Origin of the sequence: Corynebacterium nasorum, assembly GCF_032821635.1 — a bacterium.
GTDB classification, from domain to species: domain Bacteria; phylum Actinomycetota; class Actinomycetes; order Mycobacteriales; family Mycobacteriaceae; genus Corynebacterium; species Corynebacterium kefirresidentii.
This window is the reverse complement of sequence record NZ_JAVBIE010000001.1, coordinates 57,747-72,996: the sequence shown is the minus strand read 5'-3', so window position 1 is coordinate 72,996 and position 15,250 is coordinate 57,747. Positions and strand designations below refer to the sequence as shown.

15 protein-coding genes are annotated in these 15,250 nt (G+C 62.1%); 6 read left to right on the top strand and 9 right to left on the bottom strand.

Going from position 1 to position 15,250, the window contains the following annotated elements; all coding sequences use genetic code 11:
• Positions 1-18: 18 nt before the first annotated feature.
• The 5 genes from RAE07_RS00350 (at position 19) to RAE07_RS00330 (ending at position 6,601) form a co-directional block, all read left to right on the top strand.
• A complete protein-coding gene (locus RAE07_RS00350) occupies positions 19-1,605 on the top strand; it encodes an ABC transporter substrate-binding protein (protein WP_317001077.1) in 1,587 nt (528 codons plus the stop codon).
• Positions 1,602-2,570 carry an ABC transporter permease gene (locus tag RAE07_RS00345; RefSeq protein WP_200288761.1) on the top strand — a complete coding sequence of 323 codons (969 nt, stop codon included), beginning with the start codon at positions 1,602-1,604 and terminating at the stop codon, positions 2,568-2,570. The genes RAE07_RS00350 and RAE07_RS00345 overlap by 4 nt, the downstream gene beginning before the upstream one ends.
• Positions 2,570-3,391 carry an ABC transporter permease gene (locus RAE07_RS00340; RefSeq protein ID WP_200288760.1) on the top strand — a complete coding sequence of 274 codons (822 nt, stop codon included), beginning with the start codon at positions 2,570-2,572 and terminating at the stop codon, positions 3,389-3,391. Before RAE07_RS00345 ends, RAE07_RS00340 begins: the two co-directional genes overlap by 1 nt.
• Positions 3,388-4,842 carry an ATP-binding cassette domain-containing protein gene (locus tag RAE07_RS00335; RefSeq protein ID WP_200288759.1) on the top strand — a complete coding sequence of 485 codons (1,455 nt, stop codon included), beginning with the start codon at positions 3,388-3,390 and terminating at the stop codon, positions 4,840-4,842. The genes RAE07_RS00340 and RAE07_RS00335 overlap by 4 nt, the downstream gene beginning before the upstream one ends.
• 67 nt (positions 4,843-4,909) lie before the next feature.
• The gene (locus RAE07_RS00330) at positions 4,910-6,601 is read left to right on the top strand and encodes an FUSC family protein (protein ID WP_317001076.1); all 1,692 of its coding nucleotides are present in this window, start codon (positions 4,910-4,912) and stop codon (positions 6,599-6,601) included.
• Here the strand turns inward: RAE07_RS00330 and thpR are convergent.
• From thpR to RAE07_RS00315, 3 genes are all read right to left on the bottom strand, one after another.
• On the bottom strand, positions 6,598-7,140 hold the full coding sequence (gene thpR / locus RAE07_RS00325; protein ID WP_317001075.1) for an RNA 2',3'-cyclic phosphodiesterase: 543 nt from the start codon (positions 7,138-7,140) through the stop codon (positions 6,598-6,600). The genes RAE07_RS00330 and thpR overlap by 4 nt on opposite strands.
• Positions 7,141-7,143: 3 nt before the next feature.
• On the bottom strand, positions 7,144-7,266 hold the full coding sequence (locus tag RAE07_RS00320; RefSeq protein ID WP_255342548.1) for a hypothetical protein: 123 nt from the start codon (positions 7,264-7,266) through the stop codon (positions 7,144-7,146).
• 85 nt (positions 7,267-7,351) lie between these two features.
• Positions 7,352-8,746 (bottom strand): YeeE/YedE thiosulfate transporter family protein, encoded by a 1,395-nt coding sequence (locus RAE07_RS00315; RefSeq protein ID WP_200288756.1) that lies wholly within the window; start codon positions 8,744-8,746, stop codon positions 7,352-7,354.
• A gap of 173 nt (positions 8,747-8,919) precedes the next feature.
• Here RAE07_RS00315 and RAE07_RS00310 point away from each other — a divergent pair, with 173 nt between their 5' ends.
• On the top strand, positions 8,920-9,300 hold the full coding sequence (locus RAE07_RS00310) for a hypothetical protein (RefSeq protein WP_317001074.1): 381 nt from the start codon (positions 8,920-8,922) through the stop codon (positions 9,298-9,300).
• Positions 9,301-9,322: 22 nt separating this feature from the next.
• On the opposite strand, the gene RAE07_RS00305 is transcribed toward RAE07_RS00310, so the two are convergent.
• The 6 genes from RAE07_RS00305 to RAE07_RS00280 all read right to left on the bottom strand — a co-directional run bounded on the left by RAE07_RS00305 (position 9,323) and on the right by RAE07_RS00280 (position 15,151).
• The gene (locus RAE07_RS00305) at positions 9,323-9,976 is read right to left on the bottom strand and encodes a response regulator (protein WP_317001073.1); all 654 of its coding nucleotides are present in this window, start codon (positions 9,974-9,976) and stop codon (positions 9,323-9,325) included.
• Positions 9,973-11,184, bottom strand: a complete 1,212-nt coding sequence (locus RAE07_RS00300; protein WP_317001072.1) for a sensor histidine kinase — start codon at positions 11,182-11,184, stop codon at positions 9,973-9,975. Before RAE07_RS00300 ends, RAE07_RS00305 begins: the two co-directional genes overlap by 4 nt.
• A 66-nt stretch (positions 11,185-11,250) precedes the next feature.
• Positions 11,251-11,907 carry a response regulator gene (locus RAE07_RS00295; protein ID WP_317001071.1) on the bottom strand — a complete coding sequence of 219 codons (657 nt, stop codon included), beginning with the start codon at positions 11,905-11,907 and terminating at the stop codon, positions 11,251-11,253.
• The gene (locus tag RAE07_RS00290) at positions 11,904-12,515 is read right to left on the bottom strand and encodes a hypothetical protein (RefSeq protein ID WP_317001069.1); all 612 of its coding nucleotides are present in this window, start codon (positions 12,513-12,515) and stop codon (positions 11,904-11,906) included. Before RAE07_RS00290 ends, RAE07_RS00295 begins: the two co-directional genes overlap by 4 nt.
• The gene (locus RAE07_RS00285) at positions 12,512-13,732 is read right to left on the bottom strand and encodes a sensor histidine kinase (RefSeq protein ID WP_317001068.1); all 1,221 of its coding nucleotides are present in this window, start codon (positions 13,730-13,732) and stop codon (positions 12,512-12,514) included. Before RAE07_RS00285 ends, RAE07_RS00290 begins: the two co-directional genes overlap by 4 nt.
• 42 nt (positions 13,733-13,774) lie before the next feature.
• Entirely contained in the window at positions 13,775-15,151 is a 1,377-nt protein-coding gene (locus RAE07_RS00280) for a M20 metallopeptidase family protein (protein WP_284835877.1), read from the bottom strand.
• Between the last annotated feature and the right edge of the window lie 99 nt (positions 15,152-15,250).

Sequence of the window (15,250 nt, the reverse complement as noted above, 5' to 3'; positions counted from 1 at the left end):
CCGGCTACCCTGCTTCCTATGAGAAGATTTCGCGCCGGCAGGGCGCTGGGTAGCCTCGCCATGGCGGCCGCTGTCGGAACCGTATCAGCGTGCTCTGCAGGCCATACCGCGGTGGTTGATACCTCCCAAGCAGATAGTGACTCCGCTTCTGCTTCCCTTACCGTAGCCTCCACCTCGGCAGCCGCCTCCCTTGATTTCACCACTACCGGTGGTGCCGCCATCCCCGCCGTACTCATGGACAATGTCTACGAAACTCTCGTGCGCATCGATGAGGACGGTTCTATCACCCCGGGGCTCGCCAGCTCGTGGGAGATCAGCGACGATGCCCGCAGCTATACCTTCCACCTGCGCAAAGGTGTCACCTTTTCCAATGGCGATGCTTTTACCGCCGAGACCGCGGCCTTTTCCATTAATTACGTTCGCGAGAAATGGACCAATGGCATCTCTGCAGCCATGGATCCGGTAGCCAAGGCCACAGCCATCGATGATCACACACTAAAGGTGCGCCTGAAACAGCCATCGAATGGTTGGCTCTGGTCCATGGGCACGGCCACCGGCGCGATGATGACGCCTAATGGCATGGATAACCTCGCCGCCCAACCGGTGGGTACCGGCCCCTTTGAGGTTTCCCGCTTTGCGCCTTCGGAATTTGTGGAGCTCAAGGTCCGCAAAAATTATTGGGGAAAGCCCGCCGCGCACGATGTCACCGTGCGCTATTTCCCAGACACCATCTCCTCGGTCAATGCGCTGCAGGCCGGCGGCGTGGACGTGGTCTGGGGTGTGCAAAACCCGGAGCTTCTCGACGACGTCAAGGACGGCATCGCTACCGAGGTCGGCACCACCAATGGTGAGGTGTTGCTATCCATGAATAATGCCCGGGCTCCCTTTGATGATCCGCGCGTGCGCCAGGCAGTCGCCTATGCCGTCGACCGCAAGGCGGCCAATGACATTTTGTGGAATGGCCTAGCCAAAGACACCGGTGGTGCACCAATCCCACCTACAGATCCATGGTTCCAAGGCAAGCACTACTACGACTACAACCCGGATAAGGCCCGCCAGTTACTCGAAGAGGCCGGCGCAGAAGGGGCCGAAATCACGCTGACCACACCGACGCTGCCCTATGCCCAGACCGTCGCCGAGCTGCTGTACTCGCAACTCACCGAAGTTGGTTTTAAGGTGAAGCTGGAATCCGCCGAGTTCCCAGCCGTATGGTTGGGCCAGGTCATGGGTGCCAAAGACTATCAAATGTCGCTCATCTCCCACGTAGAACCGCGCGATGTGCCAACCCTATTCGGCGATCCGGACTACTACCTCAACTACGATTCGCCGCGCACCCGCGAGCTTTTGGCCCAGGCAGACTCCGCACCCGAGCAGGACTACCCCAAGCTCATGGCACAAGCCGTGGACCAGATCATGGCTGATGCCGGCGCGCTGACTTTGATGAATATGCCCAATATCGTGCTCACCCGCACAGGCGTGCGCGGACTGCATCCTGATCAGGTCACGGACGCGCTGATCTTGCGCGATCTCAGCTCCGCAGACGCTACTGCTAGCGCGGCTTCTGCGGATAACGCCGCAGACGACGCCGAAAAGGAGGCACGATGACTTCCCTTCGCCTTACTGGGCGCGCCATCGTGCGCCCGCTGCTGCGCTTTGCATTAACGCTCTTTGCCGCCTCCATCATCATCTTCGCGCTCATGCGCGCGGTGCCAGGCAACCCGGCGCGGGTGGCGCTGGGAGTGAATGCGACCGAAGAGGCCGTCGGCAAGCTCAGCTCTGAGCTGGGCCTGGATCGCCCGCTGCTCACGCAATATTGGGAGTGGATAAAAGGCCTGTTTACCGGCAGTTTTGGGCAGTCATTGTCCTCGCAACAAGATATTACGCCGCTGGTGCTGGACCGCGCCCAAGTCACGCTCATCCTGATTGGTTTAGCGATGCTGCTCGCACTGGCCGGGGCCATCCCGGTGGGAATGTGGTTGGCACTGCGCAACCGTACCCGCAGCGCGGATGTGGTTACTGCCGGTACGCAGCTAGGCATTGCGGTGCCCAGCTTCCTTCTCGGCATCATCCTGGTGGCCATCTTTGCCGTTCACCTAGGCTGGCTGCCGGCCAATGGTTGGGTGCCGCCAAACCAGGGCGCAGGCGAGTTTATTCGCCACCTCATCTTGCCGGTCATTGCGCTGGCCGTGGTGCAAGGTGCAATGCTGACGCGCTATGTGCGCTCGGCTGTGCTCGATGTGCTGCATCAGGACTATATTCGTACCGCCCGTGCGCTGGGTCAGTCCCCGTGGCAGGCGCTGAAGCGCCACGGCCTGCGCAATGCGGCGCTGCCCGTGCTTACCGTGGCCGGCGTACAGCTAACCACGATGGTCGTGGGCGCCGTAGTAATTGAGTCCGTCTTTGTCATCCCCGGCATAGGTTCGATGCTGCTGGATGCGGTGGCGGTGCGCGATCTGACCACGGTGCAGACCTTGGTCATGCTCCTCGTCGCCTTCGCCTTGGTGGTCAATGCCCTCACGGATGTGGCCTACCGATTCATCGATCCGCGCATCACGGCAGGTGATAAATAATGAAGCTGCGTTTTTCTGGCTGGCTGGGGGCCATCCTCGTCGCCGCCACGGTGCTGGTGGCAGTGATTTCGCTGGTGTGGACGCCGTATGACCCTACTCTCGCGCACCCGGATGTGAGCCTTGCCGGCCCCAGTGCCGAGCATCTCCTTGGTACGGACCGCTTCGGTCGCGATACCGCTTCCCGCCTCATGGCGGGGGCCCAGATTACGGTCTTCGTCGGCCTAGTGGCGGTGGGAATCGCCGCCGTGGTCGGCGTGCCGCTCGGCATCCTCGCTGGCATGCGCCGCGGCACGTGGGCCGATGCGTTAGTGATGCGCAGTGCGGATTTGTTGCTTGCCTTCCCCGCGCTGCTTTTGGCGATTATTGCTGGCGCGGTATGGGGCCCCTCAACGCTTACGGCCATGATTGCTATCGGCATCGCCGGCATTCCTTCTTTTGCCAGGGTTGCGCGCTCGGGCACGCTGCAGGTCATCACGCAGGACTATATTTCCTCCGCGCGCATTTCCGCGGTGCCGGGCTGGAAGGTAGCGTGGCGCCATATTCTGCCCAATCTTGCCGGTCTGCTCATCGTGCAGGCCTCGGTATATTTCGCGCTTGCCATCCTGGCCGAGGCCGGCCTGTCCTATCTTGGCTTAGGCACCGCCCCACCGGCCGCCTCGTGGGGCCGGATGCTGCAAGATTCCCAGTCGCTTCTGGGCACCGCTCCTCTGCAGGCCTTCTGGCCCGGCCTGGCCATTGCGGCAACAGTGCTGGGCTTTAACCTGCTTGGCGACGCCCTCCGTGACCTCCTCGATCCCCGCCTGAAAGGATCCGCGCGATGAGCCTGCTCAAAGTAGATAACCTGGCGGTCACCGCTGCTGGGTCCAGCACTGCTCTTCTGGGGCCGCTTAACTTCGAGCTCGCGGCCGGCGAAAAGCTCGGCATTATTGGTGAATCCGGCTCCGGAAAATCGCTCACTGCGCTGTCCATCATGGGGCTTTTGCCCGATGGGGTGCGCGCGAGCGGCTCCGTCACAGTGGATGGCCACGAGGTAGTCGGCACACGCGATTCCCGTATCCGCCCATTGCGCGGGAAGACCATGGCCATGGTCTTCCAAGAGCCAATGAGCGCGCTGGACCCGCTTATGCGCGTGGGCAAACAGCTGGCCCACGCCGGGGTGCGCGATACCGCAACCGCTCTCGAAGAGGTGGAGCTTGATGCCGACATTGCCTCCCGATTTCCGCATCAGCTCTCCGGAGGCCAGCGCCAGCGCGTGCTCATTGCCATGGCCATGGCCGGCCACCCCGATCTGCTCATCTGCGATGAACCGACCACCGCGCTGGATGCCACCACGCAAGATGGCGTATTGCGCGTCATCGAGCGCGTGACCAAGGCTCGCGGCATCGCGCTGATCTTCATCACCCATGACTTGGGAGTCATCCGCCGCATGTGTCCCCGCGTTGTGGTAATGCACCATGGCGCAGTGGTGGAGTCGGGCCCTACCGAGCGGATTCTTGCCCAGCCCGAGCATCCCTATACCCGCGAGCTCATCGCCTCCTCACAGCCGCCAGAGATGAGCCTTGCCCCGGCCGCAGCAGAAGATTCCCTCGTCACGCTCGAAGGGGTTAGCAAGGTGCACGGCACTCACGCCGCACTCGACGGCATCGATCTGCGCGTGCACCACGGCGAGCGCCTCGGCATTGTGGGTGGCTCCGGATCGGGCAAGACCAGCCTGCTCAAGCTCATTGCCGGACTCGACCAGCCCACAAGCGGCGAGGTCACTGTCCGTGGCCGAGTGCAGATGGTCTTCCAAGATCCGCAGGGCTCTCTCAACCCGCGGCTAAAGATCTGGAAATCCATCGCAGAGGCCATGCCGGGCAACCCAAACAAAGCCGAAAAGCGCTCCCGCGCCGCGGCCGTGCTTGCAGAGGTCGGGCTTCCGGCCGATAGCCTCGACCGCTTCCCGCACGAGTTTTCTGGTGGCCAGCGCCAGCGCATTTCCATTGCCCGCGCGCTGTGCGGCGAGCCAGATATCCTGCTGGCCGATGAAGCAGTCTCGGCCCTTGATATGTCCGTGCGCGCGCAGGTTTTGGAGCTACTGGCAGAGATCATCGACAAGCGAGAGCTCACCTTACTCTTTGTCACCCACGACCTTGCGGTGGTGCGCCACCTCTGCGATAGTGTCGCCGTCCTCGACCGCGGCCGGCTCATCGAGCACGGCCCTACCGAGGCCGTATGGTCCTCCCCCAGCACGGACTACACGCGTCGGCTTATCGCGGCCGCCGAAATGTGAAGCGGGTGCTGGTGGGCGTAAGGTAGTCGGGTCAGATAACTCCACTTAGAAAGGATCCTGCTGCTCCGTGGCCGCCCAGCTTGACTATCCCATCCCGCAGCGCCCTAGCACCACCCAGCTACTCACCGCATTTAATAGCGCCTCGGTGCGCTGGCCTGGTGCACTGCGCGCGGGATTGGCGATTCTCCTGCCCGGCGCCATTGCGCTGCTTACCGGCCACGACTACGCTATCCTGCTCATTTCCACCGGCGCGTTTACCGTCATCTTTGGCGAGGGACAGCCCTATCGCACCCGCCCGCGCGTCATGCTCACCGCCGGCACCGCGCTCATTACCGTCGCCGCCGTCGGCGTGTTGGTAGGCCATCTTATCTTTGCGCCCGGCCACGGCCATTGGTGGCTCCTACTCGCAGGCCTCTACTCCACGGCATTGGCCGCCGGTTGTGGCTTTGCCCAAAATGCGCTGCGCCTGCCGCCACCGGGCACCTTCTTCCTCGTCATGGTCGGCGGCGGCTCGGTCATGCTCGCCCGCACCGATGTCACCGTGGGCCAGCTGCTCTTTTGGGCGCTGACGGGCATGGTGGCCAGCTTGATCCTCGGCATGGCCCCGGCCCTTTTTGACCCGCACGGCCCTGAGCGCCGCGCCGTAGCCAGCCTGGAAAAGGCCGCGTCTGCCTTCCAGGCCGGACAGGATGATTCACTCGCCCGCCACCACCAAGCACAAACCGCACTTTTTGCTGCTTGGCAGGCGCTTTCCGACGCCCACATTATCCGCGGTGGCCGCATCATCGACTCCCAAGGAGCCCACCTAGTAGAGCGCACCCTTGCTGCCCAGCACACCATCGTGGCACATAACCGCGCCCTTGACCTCGGCTCCGATTCGGACCAGCTTACCGATCATGTCACCGACGTCGACCCGAATCGCACCGCTATCCCCCATACCCGGCCCACCGGCCGGTACCGGCTTTACCGCGCCGCGGTGCGGGATTCGCATGCCATGGTCACTACCCAAAAGGTGGTTCTTTCGGCGATCATTACCGTGCTCGTGGGCCTTAGCCTCGGCTTCGACCGGCCGGACTGGGGCGTGGTCTCTGCCTTCCTCATGCTGCAATGGGGACCCGACCATGTGCCGGGCACCGTCCGCGGCATCCACCGCATGCTCGGCTCTGTCGTCGGCGTGCTGCTGTTTTCTATCCTCCATTACTTTGGCATCAGCGGCTGGACGCTCCTGCTCACGCTGGCCGCGTGCCAATTCTGTGCCGAAATCTTCGTGGCGAAAAACTACGCCATCTGCGTTATCTTCTCCACCCCACTTGCCCTGCTCATGGGCAACTCCGCCACCCGGCCCCTATTGCCCACCATCCAGGCTCGCTGCGGCGAAATCATCTTGTCCATCCTCATCGCCACCGCCGTGCTATGGCTATGGCAGCGTCGCGCTCCTGTACGCAATCAGGCCCGCCTGCAGGTCCGCGCGATGGAATCCATGGCTACCCTGCTCGGCCTGCTCTTTGTTAATACCCCAGATGCCGTACTGTCCGCGCGCCGCGACCTGCAATACGAGCTGCTCTCGGAGCGCCGCGCCATCCAGTCCCTCGCCGTGGATAACCCCGATGCCGTGCGCCGATTCTGGGCACGGCACATTGCCGTACAACACGCCGGCTACTTCCTGCTAGATTTCTGCACCACCCACCCAGACCGCACGGCCACCCGCGCGGAGCTCGATTCCCTGGTGCACGAAGTCCGTACGGCCCGCTCCGCCTAAAACAGGGGATACTCCTCTATCACCTCGTAGCGCGGGCCGCCGCCACGGCCCTCACCGAGGTGGGATTGCATCAGACAAAGGCGGTCGGCGCGAAAATCCGGTCCCCGATACACCGATAACGCGCGCACATAATCCGCCAGCGCCCACGGCTCACGGGTCCGCCGGCCGGCACGCGCGACGGTGAGGTGGGAGCGGTGGTGATTAAAGGGGGCGTCGGCAAGCTGGCACTCAGCCATCAACTCTCGCACGCCGCGCGCCTGCCCGCCGACGCCCACCCACAACGTGCGCTGCTCAAAACTTCCCGCTCCGCTCACATGCACATCCAACGCCGAGCGCCCAGCCACCGCGTGGGCGAGGTGCTCGCGCACAGCCGCGGCATCATTGGGCTGGTCGCCATAAAAGGCCATGGTCACATGCCAATTATCCGGATCCGTCCAGCGCAACTCGTTGGTAGTTGCCGCATGGATGGGCCTAAGCGTATGTACCATATGCTCGCGCGCGGCGGCAGAGGGCAGCAGCGCGGAAAAGACACGAATCATGGCCTAGCTGGCATACACGTTAAGGCGCAGTTCCGCGTCCAGCAGGTGTTCTTCCTCGCGCTCAAAGACGGCGAAGGCATGCAAAATATCCGCAACAGCGGTGGAATTATCATCAAACTCGGGCATGCGATAACTTCTTTCAAACCACAAAGGAGGCACAAGAATCACGCTCGATTCTTCTGCCTCCACATAGTAGCTGACAATGATGTAATTAGCCGCCCTTGACTACCGTGACCTGCCAACCAGCATCGCCTGCGCGATGGAAATCACGAATCTCATGGCCTTCATCGGCCGCCCACTGCGGAATCGAGTCGGTGGCCTGGGTGCAGTCAAAATCAATGACCAGCGCCTCACCAGGCTCTAGCTCCGCCATGACCTGCTTGGCCTCAATCAAGGGGAACGGGCAGACTGCACCGAGGGTATCCAGCGCGTAGCGCCCACCGCCTAGAGCACGGGCCTTTTCCTTGGCCTGCGGTTTGGTCTTGAGCGCCACTGCCCCGGTGGCAGAGGCAAAGCTCGGCAGCACCTTCTCCTCGGCGGAGACCGCCGAGTTATCCACGGACTCCTCGGTGGAGTAGGTCTGCGGCTGCCGTGACTGGTGGCCCTGCGCCTTCTTCGGCTTGAGCCATAGGCGTGCGCCCGCACCCACGCCGAGTGCCATAAAGAACAACGATACCCAGCCCTGGAAGCTAAACAAGGAGGTCTCCACCATGCCGTTGCCCACGGTGCAACCGCCAGCCAGCGAAGCACCCACACCCATCATGATGCCACCCCAAATAGCGCGGGTTGCAGTCTGTGCATCCGGAACGCGCACGCGGAACTCGCCGGCGGACTTCGCGGCAATGAAAGCACCCACCAGAAGGCCGATGACCAACAGGGTGCCCCAATTCATGCGCACGGAATCACCGGTGGCGGCCCAGCGCACGATATCCGCAGTCGGCGTGGTAATGCCGAGCCCACCATTGCGGCCGGCGTCGGCAGAGAGCACGAAACCCACCGTGCCGATGATGCCAACAGCAACCGCCGCGATATTCATATTCAACGGCTTGGCGTACCACGGCTGGCCCAAGTCCACCTTCGGGCGCCCGGCATCCTTGGCGCGGTAGTGGCGACACAGCATAAAGGTCACGCCCCACAGCACAGCCACGAGAATCCACGGCGAGATATGCAGCGCGTCGTGGATGGTGGTTACCGGCAGGCTCCACTGCTTGAACCAATCATTCGCCCCAGCCAGCGGACCGGACTTCATCGCCGCGGCCGATAGCCCATAAAACAGCAGCGCAATCCACGAGCCAACTAGGCCCTCGGCAGAGCGGTACCACGTGCCTGAAGCGCAGCCGCCAGACAAGATGATGCCAAGGCCAAAGATGAAGCCGCCAACGATGACGGCTACTGGTTTGAAATCAGCAATCTCCGGAGAGAGCACGTCAGCGCCGGTCAACAGGGTAAGGCCAAAAGCATGGACCGAGATCAAAATGAGCAGAGCGGTAAAACCGCGCCAGGTCTTAGTGAGGAAAATATCGCGCAGCATGCCGGTCACGCAGAAGCGCCCGCGCTGCAGCACAGCACCGAAGACGATGCCGGTGAGAAGTCCGGTAATAATCACACTGTCTCCTTGTATCGAGTCAAAGGCCTCAGACTACGCCCTCAAAGACAGATTTGTCTATAATAGATGTACAACCCGGTTCTAAGGTGGCAACTGTCCGCGTTTCTGTCGGCCTTCCCTATGCCACCTCAGGCGCCCCAGCCGCTCCGGGCACGATTAAGGAGAATTAACCTATGGGAATCCCAGACGACGTTGTCCTCGATGGATATACCCTCATCGAACAACACGCAATTGACCACGAGTTCCTGCTGCGCGGCTCTCCGCTGGGCACCGATACTCCCCTGCTGTTTGCACTGACCATCGCGGGCGTACTGCTGGTTGCGGCGAGCTTCTTCCTGCGCGGTGGCGCGCGGGTTGCCACCGGCCTGGTGGGCGCGCTGCTCACTCTGACCAAGCTGTGGTGGATGCCTGTAGCACTGTGGCAGCACTTCGATGACGGCCAAGTCTTTGGCTACACGCTCAAGTACTTCCCGCAATACTGGCCGGCGGCCTCCATCATTGTCGGCGCCATTGCGCTTATCGGGCTAGTCTCCGCCATTTTCCGTCGGCCCTAGCCGGTCCCGCACCGAGCAGGAGCTAGCCGCCGAGCACTGCAATAGCAATGTGCACTCGGTTGGTGCCATCGATCTTGGCCAGGATGTGCTTCATGTGCGTCTTAACCGTGGTCAGCGAGATGAAAAGCTGCTCGGCAATCTCGGCATTGCTCAGCCCCTGGGCCACCAGCTGGGCGATTTCATTTTCGCGCTCGCTAAGCTCATCTAGCCCACTGGGCTGAATCATCTCCTGTTCCGGCTGCGGCGGCGTGTTCGCCAATCCCACCAGGTTTTTTAGCACCTTCGGGCTTAACTGTTGCTGGCCTTGGGCCGCTGCTCTTACCGACGCCACCAGCGCCTCCGGCGCCGTCGTCTTCAACAAGAATCCCACTGCCCCAGCGCGTAGGGCGTGCAGGATGAACTCATCGGTATCAAAGGCAGTGAGCATCACCACCGGGATATCGCGCGCGCCGGCGAGCGAGTGCAGCTGCGCCGTCGCCTCGATGCCGTCCATGACCGGCATGCGGATATCCATCAGCACCACATCAGGCTCTTCGGCCAAGATAAGTTCGATGCCTTCCTTGCCGTTGCCGGCCTCGCCAATGACGCTAATGCCCGGCGCGCCTTCCAAGATCACGCGCAGCCCGTGGCGCAACAGCGGCTCATCATCGACAAGCACCACCCGAATTTCACTCACTTTTCTTCCTTCCTTGGCAGGCGCAGCGTCCACGAGAAGCTTTCTTCCCCGTCCTGTACCTGCAATGATCCGCCCACAACACTAGCGCGCTCGCGCATGCCGACGATCCCGTACCCACCACTGTGCACGCCTGCCTTTTCCCCAGTCTGGGCGGTGGGGTTAGACATGGTGATAGACAGGGCGTCGGCAAGCGTAGCGATGGTGATGGTGACCGGCTGCCCCGGTGCGTGCTTACGGGCGTTGGTCAGGCCCTCCTGGACCGCGCGGTTGAGCGCGTGGCCGGCCATGGTGCTCAGCTCCTCCAGCGATTGCGGCCCCGCGCCCGCCCGGTAGCGCACTTCCACCTCCATGCCCGCCTGGCGGGAACGCTCCACCAGCGATTCCACGCCCTCGCGCGGATCGATGCGCCCCTCGCTGCGCAGCGAGTGCAGCGCCTCACGCAGATCCCCCACGGCAGCTTCGGCTTCATCGCGAATCGTGCGCGCGGACTTCCGTGTCTCTTCCGGATCTAGGTCCTTGCGGTAGGCCAACCCGCCGGCGTAGACCGCAATCATGCTCAGTCGATGCGAGAGTGTATCGTGCATATCCCGCGCGATCCGGTCGCGTTCTTCCTGCCGCGCAAAATTCTCCCGGGTGGTCATTTCCTCATGCGTGAGCTCCGCCTGCGCCTGCAGCGCAATCGTGCGCTCTTTTTGGTTCGAGCGAACCAACCCGACGACTAAAACCACTACTGCTGGGAGGATGATGCCAGAGAAAAATCCCAACTTCCCGGGCGCACTAAGCCCTTCGCTTCGAGATATATCAAAATCGACCAACTCCGAGAGCACCATGGCCGTGCATACCAGCGCCATCCACAACCGGCTGCGGCGCGAGGCCGCAGAAAACGCCGCTATAAATACCGAAGGCCGAAACTCAGCAATCGTCACCGTCGCCGAAATAATGGTTGCGGCTACCAATGCACTGCGCGGGCCAGGCTGCGTGCTGCGCGGGTCACGCTCCCCAACGGCATGGCGCAAAGCCAAAGGTAAAAGCGCCCAAGTACCGACCAACACCGCAAGTATAACAAGCACCCGATTCTCTGAGACATCATTTACCGAAACACTATCCGACGCGGCCAACACGTCGCCGACGACAGCGATTACTGCGATGAGAATTTTCTGCCACAGCGGACGCTGGAGCATTTCGTCGGATTTTCGGAACACCTTCATAACGCGCACCAGTCTAAGCCGACACGCCGCCGGCGCGGTATCCCCCGCAGGGAGGATTCTCCGGCCTTAGCCACGCGCCTCTAAGACCATAATTGCGATGTGCACACGGCTGGTACCGCCGATCTTTTTCAAAATATGCTGCATATACGACTTCACCGTCGCCAGGGACACCACCAGTTGGTCGGCGATGTCTTGATTATTCAAGCCTTGGGCCACCAGCCCGGCGATTTCCCGCTCGCGCGAGCTCAAAGTGGAAAGCCGGGTGCGGGCGTGGTGTGATTGGGCGTCGGAAAGCGCGGGGCTTTGCATGCCTACCAGCTTGTCGACGACCTGCGGGCTCAACAACGGCTGCCCCGCCGCGGCCGCGCGAACGGCCGCCATGAGCGATTCCGGCGGCGTCGACTTGAGCAAGAACCCGGCCGCCCCGGCGCGCAGGGCCCGCAGGATGAAGGAATCGGTATCAAAGGCCGTAAGCATGATTATCGGCACGGCGTGGACCGACAAGATCTTCTCCACGGCCGCGATGCCATCCATGACCGGCATGCGAATATCCATTAACACCACATCGGGCTGCACGTCGAGCACGGTAGCCACCGCGTCTCGGCCATTGCTCGCCTCGGCCACGACCTCAATATCGGGCGCATTGGATAGCAGCAGGCGCAGGCCACTGCGGACTAGATCCTCGTCGTCAACGAGCACTACACGCAGTGCGTCGGCCATCATGCTTCCTTTCCCACTGGTTGATTCCACCGCGCGCGCCAAAACTGCGACGCAACAGGCGTATACGCCACTGTAAGCGCCACGAAGATCGCCAGTACTACCGGCACTATCTTGGCGTGGCCCGCCACTACGGCGTTAAGGAACGAGGGCACGAGAATATCGTTTAGCTTTTCGAAGAATTTGGGGAAAAATTCGATGACTAGCGTGGCCGCAATGAATGTCAGCGCAGTCTGCAGGAGCAACGTCCACAGGTTCACCCGATGCAGCCGCTTATCGACGCCCGGCTCCCCCACCGCCGCAAACATCACTCTCGCTCCTTGCCCGCGAAACTGTGGCACGATATAGCCACGGCGCTCCACCAGCTCGATGCGATCTGCGTCTTCGGGCGCATTATCATCGCTATTTCCGCGCAGGAATTCCACGCTATAGGCCGAAGCATCGGTATCGGTATAGCTGAGCTTGCGCGTAGTGCCGTCGACCGTGGAGGTAAAAAGGCTGCGCTTAGAATCTAAGTATTTTCCTGTCCAGCCCTCGCGGGTCCTGGTTTCTTCTAGGTCAATGCGTATAAGCCCGTAATCGGGATGGCGCAGTTGCCAACTCATCTCGCTCATTGCGCGGCCTCCTTATGCGCCAGTGGTAGCAGGATGCTCCAGCTAAATTCCTCACCTTCTTCGCCGACGTGGACATTCATGCGCCCGCCGGATAGCTCCACACGCTCGCGCAGTCCCACCAGCCCGTAGCCGCCGGCGCTGGCACCCGCGCTACCGTTTGCCTTTTCCGCCGGGAGCGGGTTGCGCATCTCGACGCCCACCTCACCGGCCACCTCGCGCACCGTGATGCTCACCGGCTGGCCTGCGGCATGCTTGCGTGCATTGGTCAGGCCCTCCTGTACTGCGCGGTGCACGGCGTGCTGCGCCATCGTGGACAACCCAGTAAAAACATCCGGGCTGGCACCGTCCGCGTAGGTCACGGTCACCTGCGTGCCGGCCTCCTGCGCGGCCGCGACTAGCTCTTCTAAGGTGGTGCGCGGATCCTCGGAGAGGTCTTCGCGCAAGGCGCTTAGAACGGTGCGCAAATCTTCTACCGCCTTCTGGGCCTCCGTGCGGATGGTGCGCGCTGCGTTTGTGAACTCGTCGGGCACGCCCTCGCGCGGATAGCTTAGCGCACCCGCATGAATGGCCACAAGGCTTAGCCGATGCGAGAGCGTATCGTGCATGTCCCGCGCGATACTCTCGCGCTCCTCTTGCCGCGCGCGTTCTACCTTGGCACGCATCTCTTCGCGATTCATCCGGGCTTGCTGCTCCACCCGCCACCGCTTTTCGCGCAGATTGCCACGCTTTTGGCCTACCAATAACCCCGCGACTATCACGACCACAACGAAGATGGCGCCAACCCATCCGATATCGTCCCAGGCCATATAGGGGTTGAAGAACGCATCAATCGCAAACGCCGCCACGAAGCACGCCACTGCGGCCACCGAGCGCGAGGTCGAACGGCGCGAGACCATGGAAATGAAAGCCACGACTCCACTAGCCGCACCAAAATAGGAGCTCGACCCCAGCAGCACGATACAGCCAGCGATGAAGCTACGGGTGGAGCCGCTATAGTCGACGTCGGAAAGCTCGCGCGGCTGGTGCTCTAACGCAAAGGGCAGGGCGATAATCGTCACCACGCCCACCGCAAAACCGGTACAGATATAGGGCCCGTACTCCTCAAACGACGGTGAATACTCCTCGATATCCATGCTCATCAGTACTACGCCGATAAGCCAATTCGCCACCGCACAAGCGGCAACGATACCGGCCGTGCTCCACTTCGTTCTGATCATGGCCTAAAGCTTAAGCCAGCGGCCATAATCCCTAGGGATGAATTATTTTTGCACCCCGGCCGCATCGCGCATGGCCTTCGTCTGCGCGGACGGGTGCTCGTTTTCGGTGGCCAAGCGCTCAAATGCGACGGCCGCCAGTGCCGCGGACTGCATTCCCAGCACCGAGTCATCGAAACGCATCATCGGAGAGTGGTTCCACTCGCGCTCATTTTCGGGCTTGTCTGGATTGGCCGTGCCCATCCACATAAACGTGCCCGGCACTTGCGCGAGGACGTAGCCGAAGTCTTCGGAGGCCATCATCGGGGCATCGAAAGGCTGGACGTTTTCGGTGCCAAACATCTGGCTCCACAAGGTGGCGGCAAACTGATTTTCCCGCGGATTCGTCTTGGTGGTCGGGTACAAAACCTCGAAATCCACCTGTGCGGTGCACCGGTGCGAAGCAGCGACAGAACTGGAGACCTCCGTAATCATCTGCCGCACGGCGTCGATCTTCTCATCGCGCAGCACGCGCACCGTCGCACCCAAGGCCGCGCGCTCCGGAATGGCGTTATACGCGCCGTCTCCGGCCCACAGGTTGGTCACGGTAATAACGATGGGCTCGAGCGCATCGAAGCGGCGGGTCAGTGCGGTCTGCAGCGACATTTGGATCTCCGCCAGCGCAGCCACCGGGTCGATGGCATCGTGTGGGCGAGAGCCATGCCCGCCCTTGCCCAGCACAGTAATGGTCAGGTTGGACGAGCTAGCCATCATCGGGCCTGGCACGTAGTGGAACGTGCCGCGGTCCTGCGGGCCAACGTGGAGGCCGTAGGCGGCAATGGGGCGTCGGCCAGCGGCATCGAGCACGCCCTCTTCAATCATCGGCAGCGCGCCGCCCGGCCCTTCCTCGCCGGGCTGGAACATAAAGGTAACGTCGCCGTGCAGCTCCTCGCGATGCTCGCACAGAATCCGTGCTGCGCCCACCAGTCCGGCGGTATGTAGGTCGTGGCCGCAGGCGTGCATATACCCATTCGTCGAGGCAAACGGGCTGCCGGTCTGCTCGCGTACCTCGAGGGCGTCCATGTCCGCGCGCAAAAGCACCGACACCGGCCGCTCGCCGCGCTGGCCGCCGCGCAGCACGGCCACCACCGAGCTCAAATCCTGGCCCACGTGGATCTCCAGCGGTAGGCCCTCGAGCGCTTCCAAGACCTTCTTTTGCGTACGCGGCAGGTCCAGGCCGATTTCCGGGTTGCGGTGCAGATCGCGGCGGAAGTTCTGCAACTCTTCGAGCATCTCCTCGCCCATTTCCTGAAAGACCTCGGTGGCCATCTGCTCGCCAATGCGCGCCCGAGTCACCGGCAGGGGCGGCAGCTGCTGGGCCTGGCGTGGGGCAGCCAGGCGTCCGGGGTTGGTAGGACGGATTCGCTTGGTCGGGTCAGTCATGGTGGGCTCCTTTTCTCGCTTTCGCATTCGAGGGTACCGCAGGTTATCCACAGGCTGCCGGGTGGGTTCGGGGGTGGTGTGACGGGAGAGGCGAGTTAT

Coding starts and splice junctions, on each gene's coding strand:
- RAE07_RS00350 (WP_317001077.1), top strand. CDS start 19: ATGAGAAGATTTCGCGCCGGCAGGGCGCTGGGTAGCCTCGCCATGGCG.
- RAE07_RS00345 (WP_200288761.1), top strand. CDS start 1,602: ATGACTTCCCTTCGCCTTACTGGGCGCGCCATCGTGCGCCCGCTGCTG.
- RAE07_RS00340 (WP_200288760.1), top strand. CDS start 2,570: ATGAAGCTGCGTTTTTCTGGCTGGCTGGGGGCCATCCTCGTCGCCGCC.
- RAE07_RS00335 (WP_200288759.1), top strand. CDS start 3,388: ATGAGCCTGCTCAAAGTAGATAACCTGGCGGTCACCGCTGCTGGGTCC.
- thpR (WP_317001075.1), bottom strand. CDS start 7,140: ATGATTCGTGTCTTTTCCGCGCTGCTGCCCTCTGCCGCCGCGCGCGAG.
- RAE07_RS00320 (WP_255342548.1), bottom strand. CDS start 7,266: ATGCCCGAGTTTGATGATAATTCCACCGCTGTTGCGGATATTTTGCAT.
- RAE07_RS00310 (WP_317001074.1), top strand. CDS start 8,920: ATGGGAATCCCAGACGACGTTGTCCTCGATGGATATACCCTCATCGAA.
- RAE07_RS00300 (WP_317001072.1), bottom strand. CDS start 11,184: ATGAAGGTGTTCCGAAAATCCGACGAAATGCTCCAGCGTCCGCTGTGG.
- RAE07_RS00295 (WP_317001071.1), bottom strand. CDS start 11,907: ATGATGGCCGACGCACTGCGTGTAGTGCTCGTTGACGACGAGGATCTA.
- RAE07_RS00290 (WP_317001069.1), bottom strand. CDS start 12,515: ATGAGCGAGATGAGTTGGCAACTGCGCCATCCCGATTACGGGCTTATA.
- RAE07_RS00285 (WP_317001068.1), bottom strand. CDS start 13,732: ATGATCAGAACGAAGTGGAGCACGGCCGGTATCGTTGCCGCTTGTGCG.
- RAE07_RS00280 (WP_284835877.1), bottom strand. CDS start 15,151: ATGACTGACCCGACCAAGCGAATCCGTCCTACCAACCCCGGACGCCTG.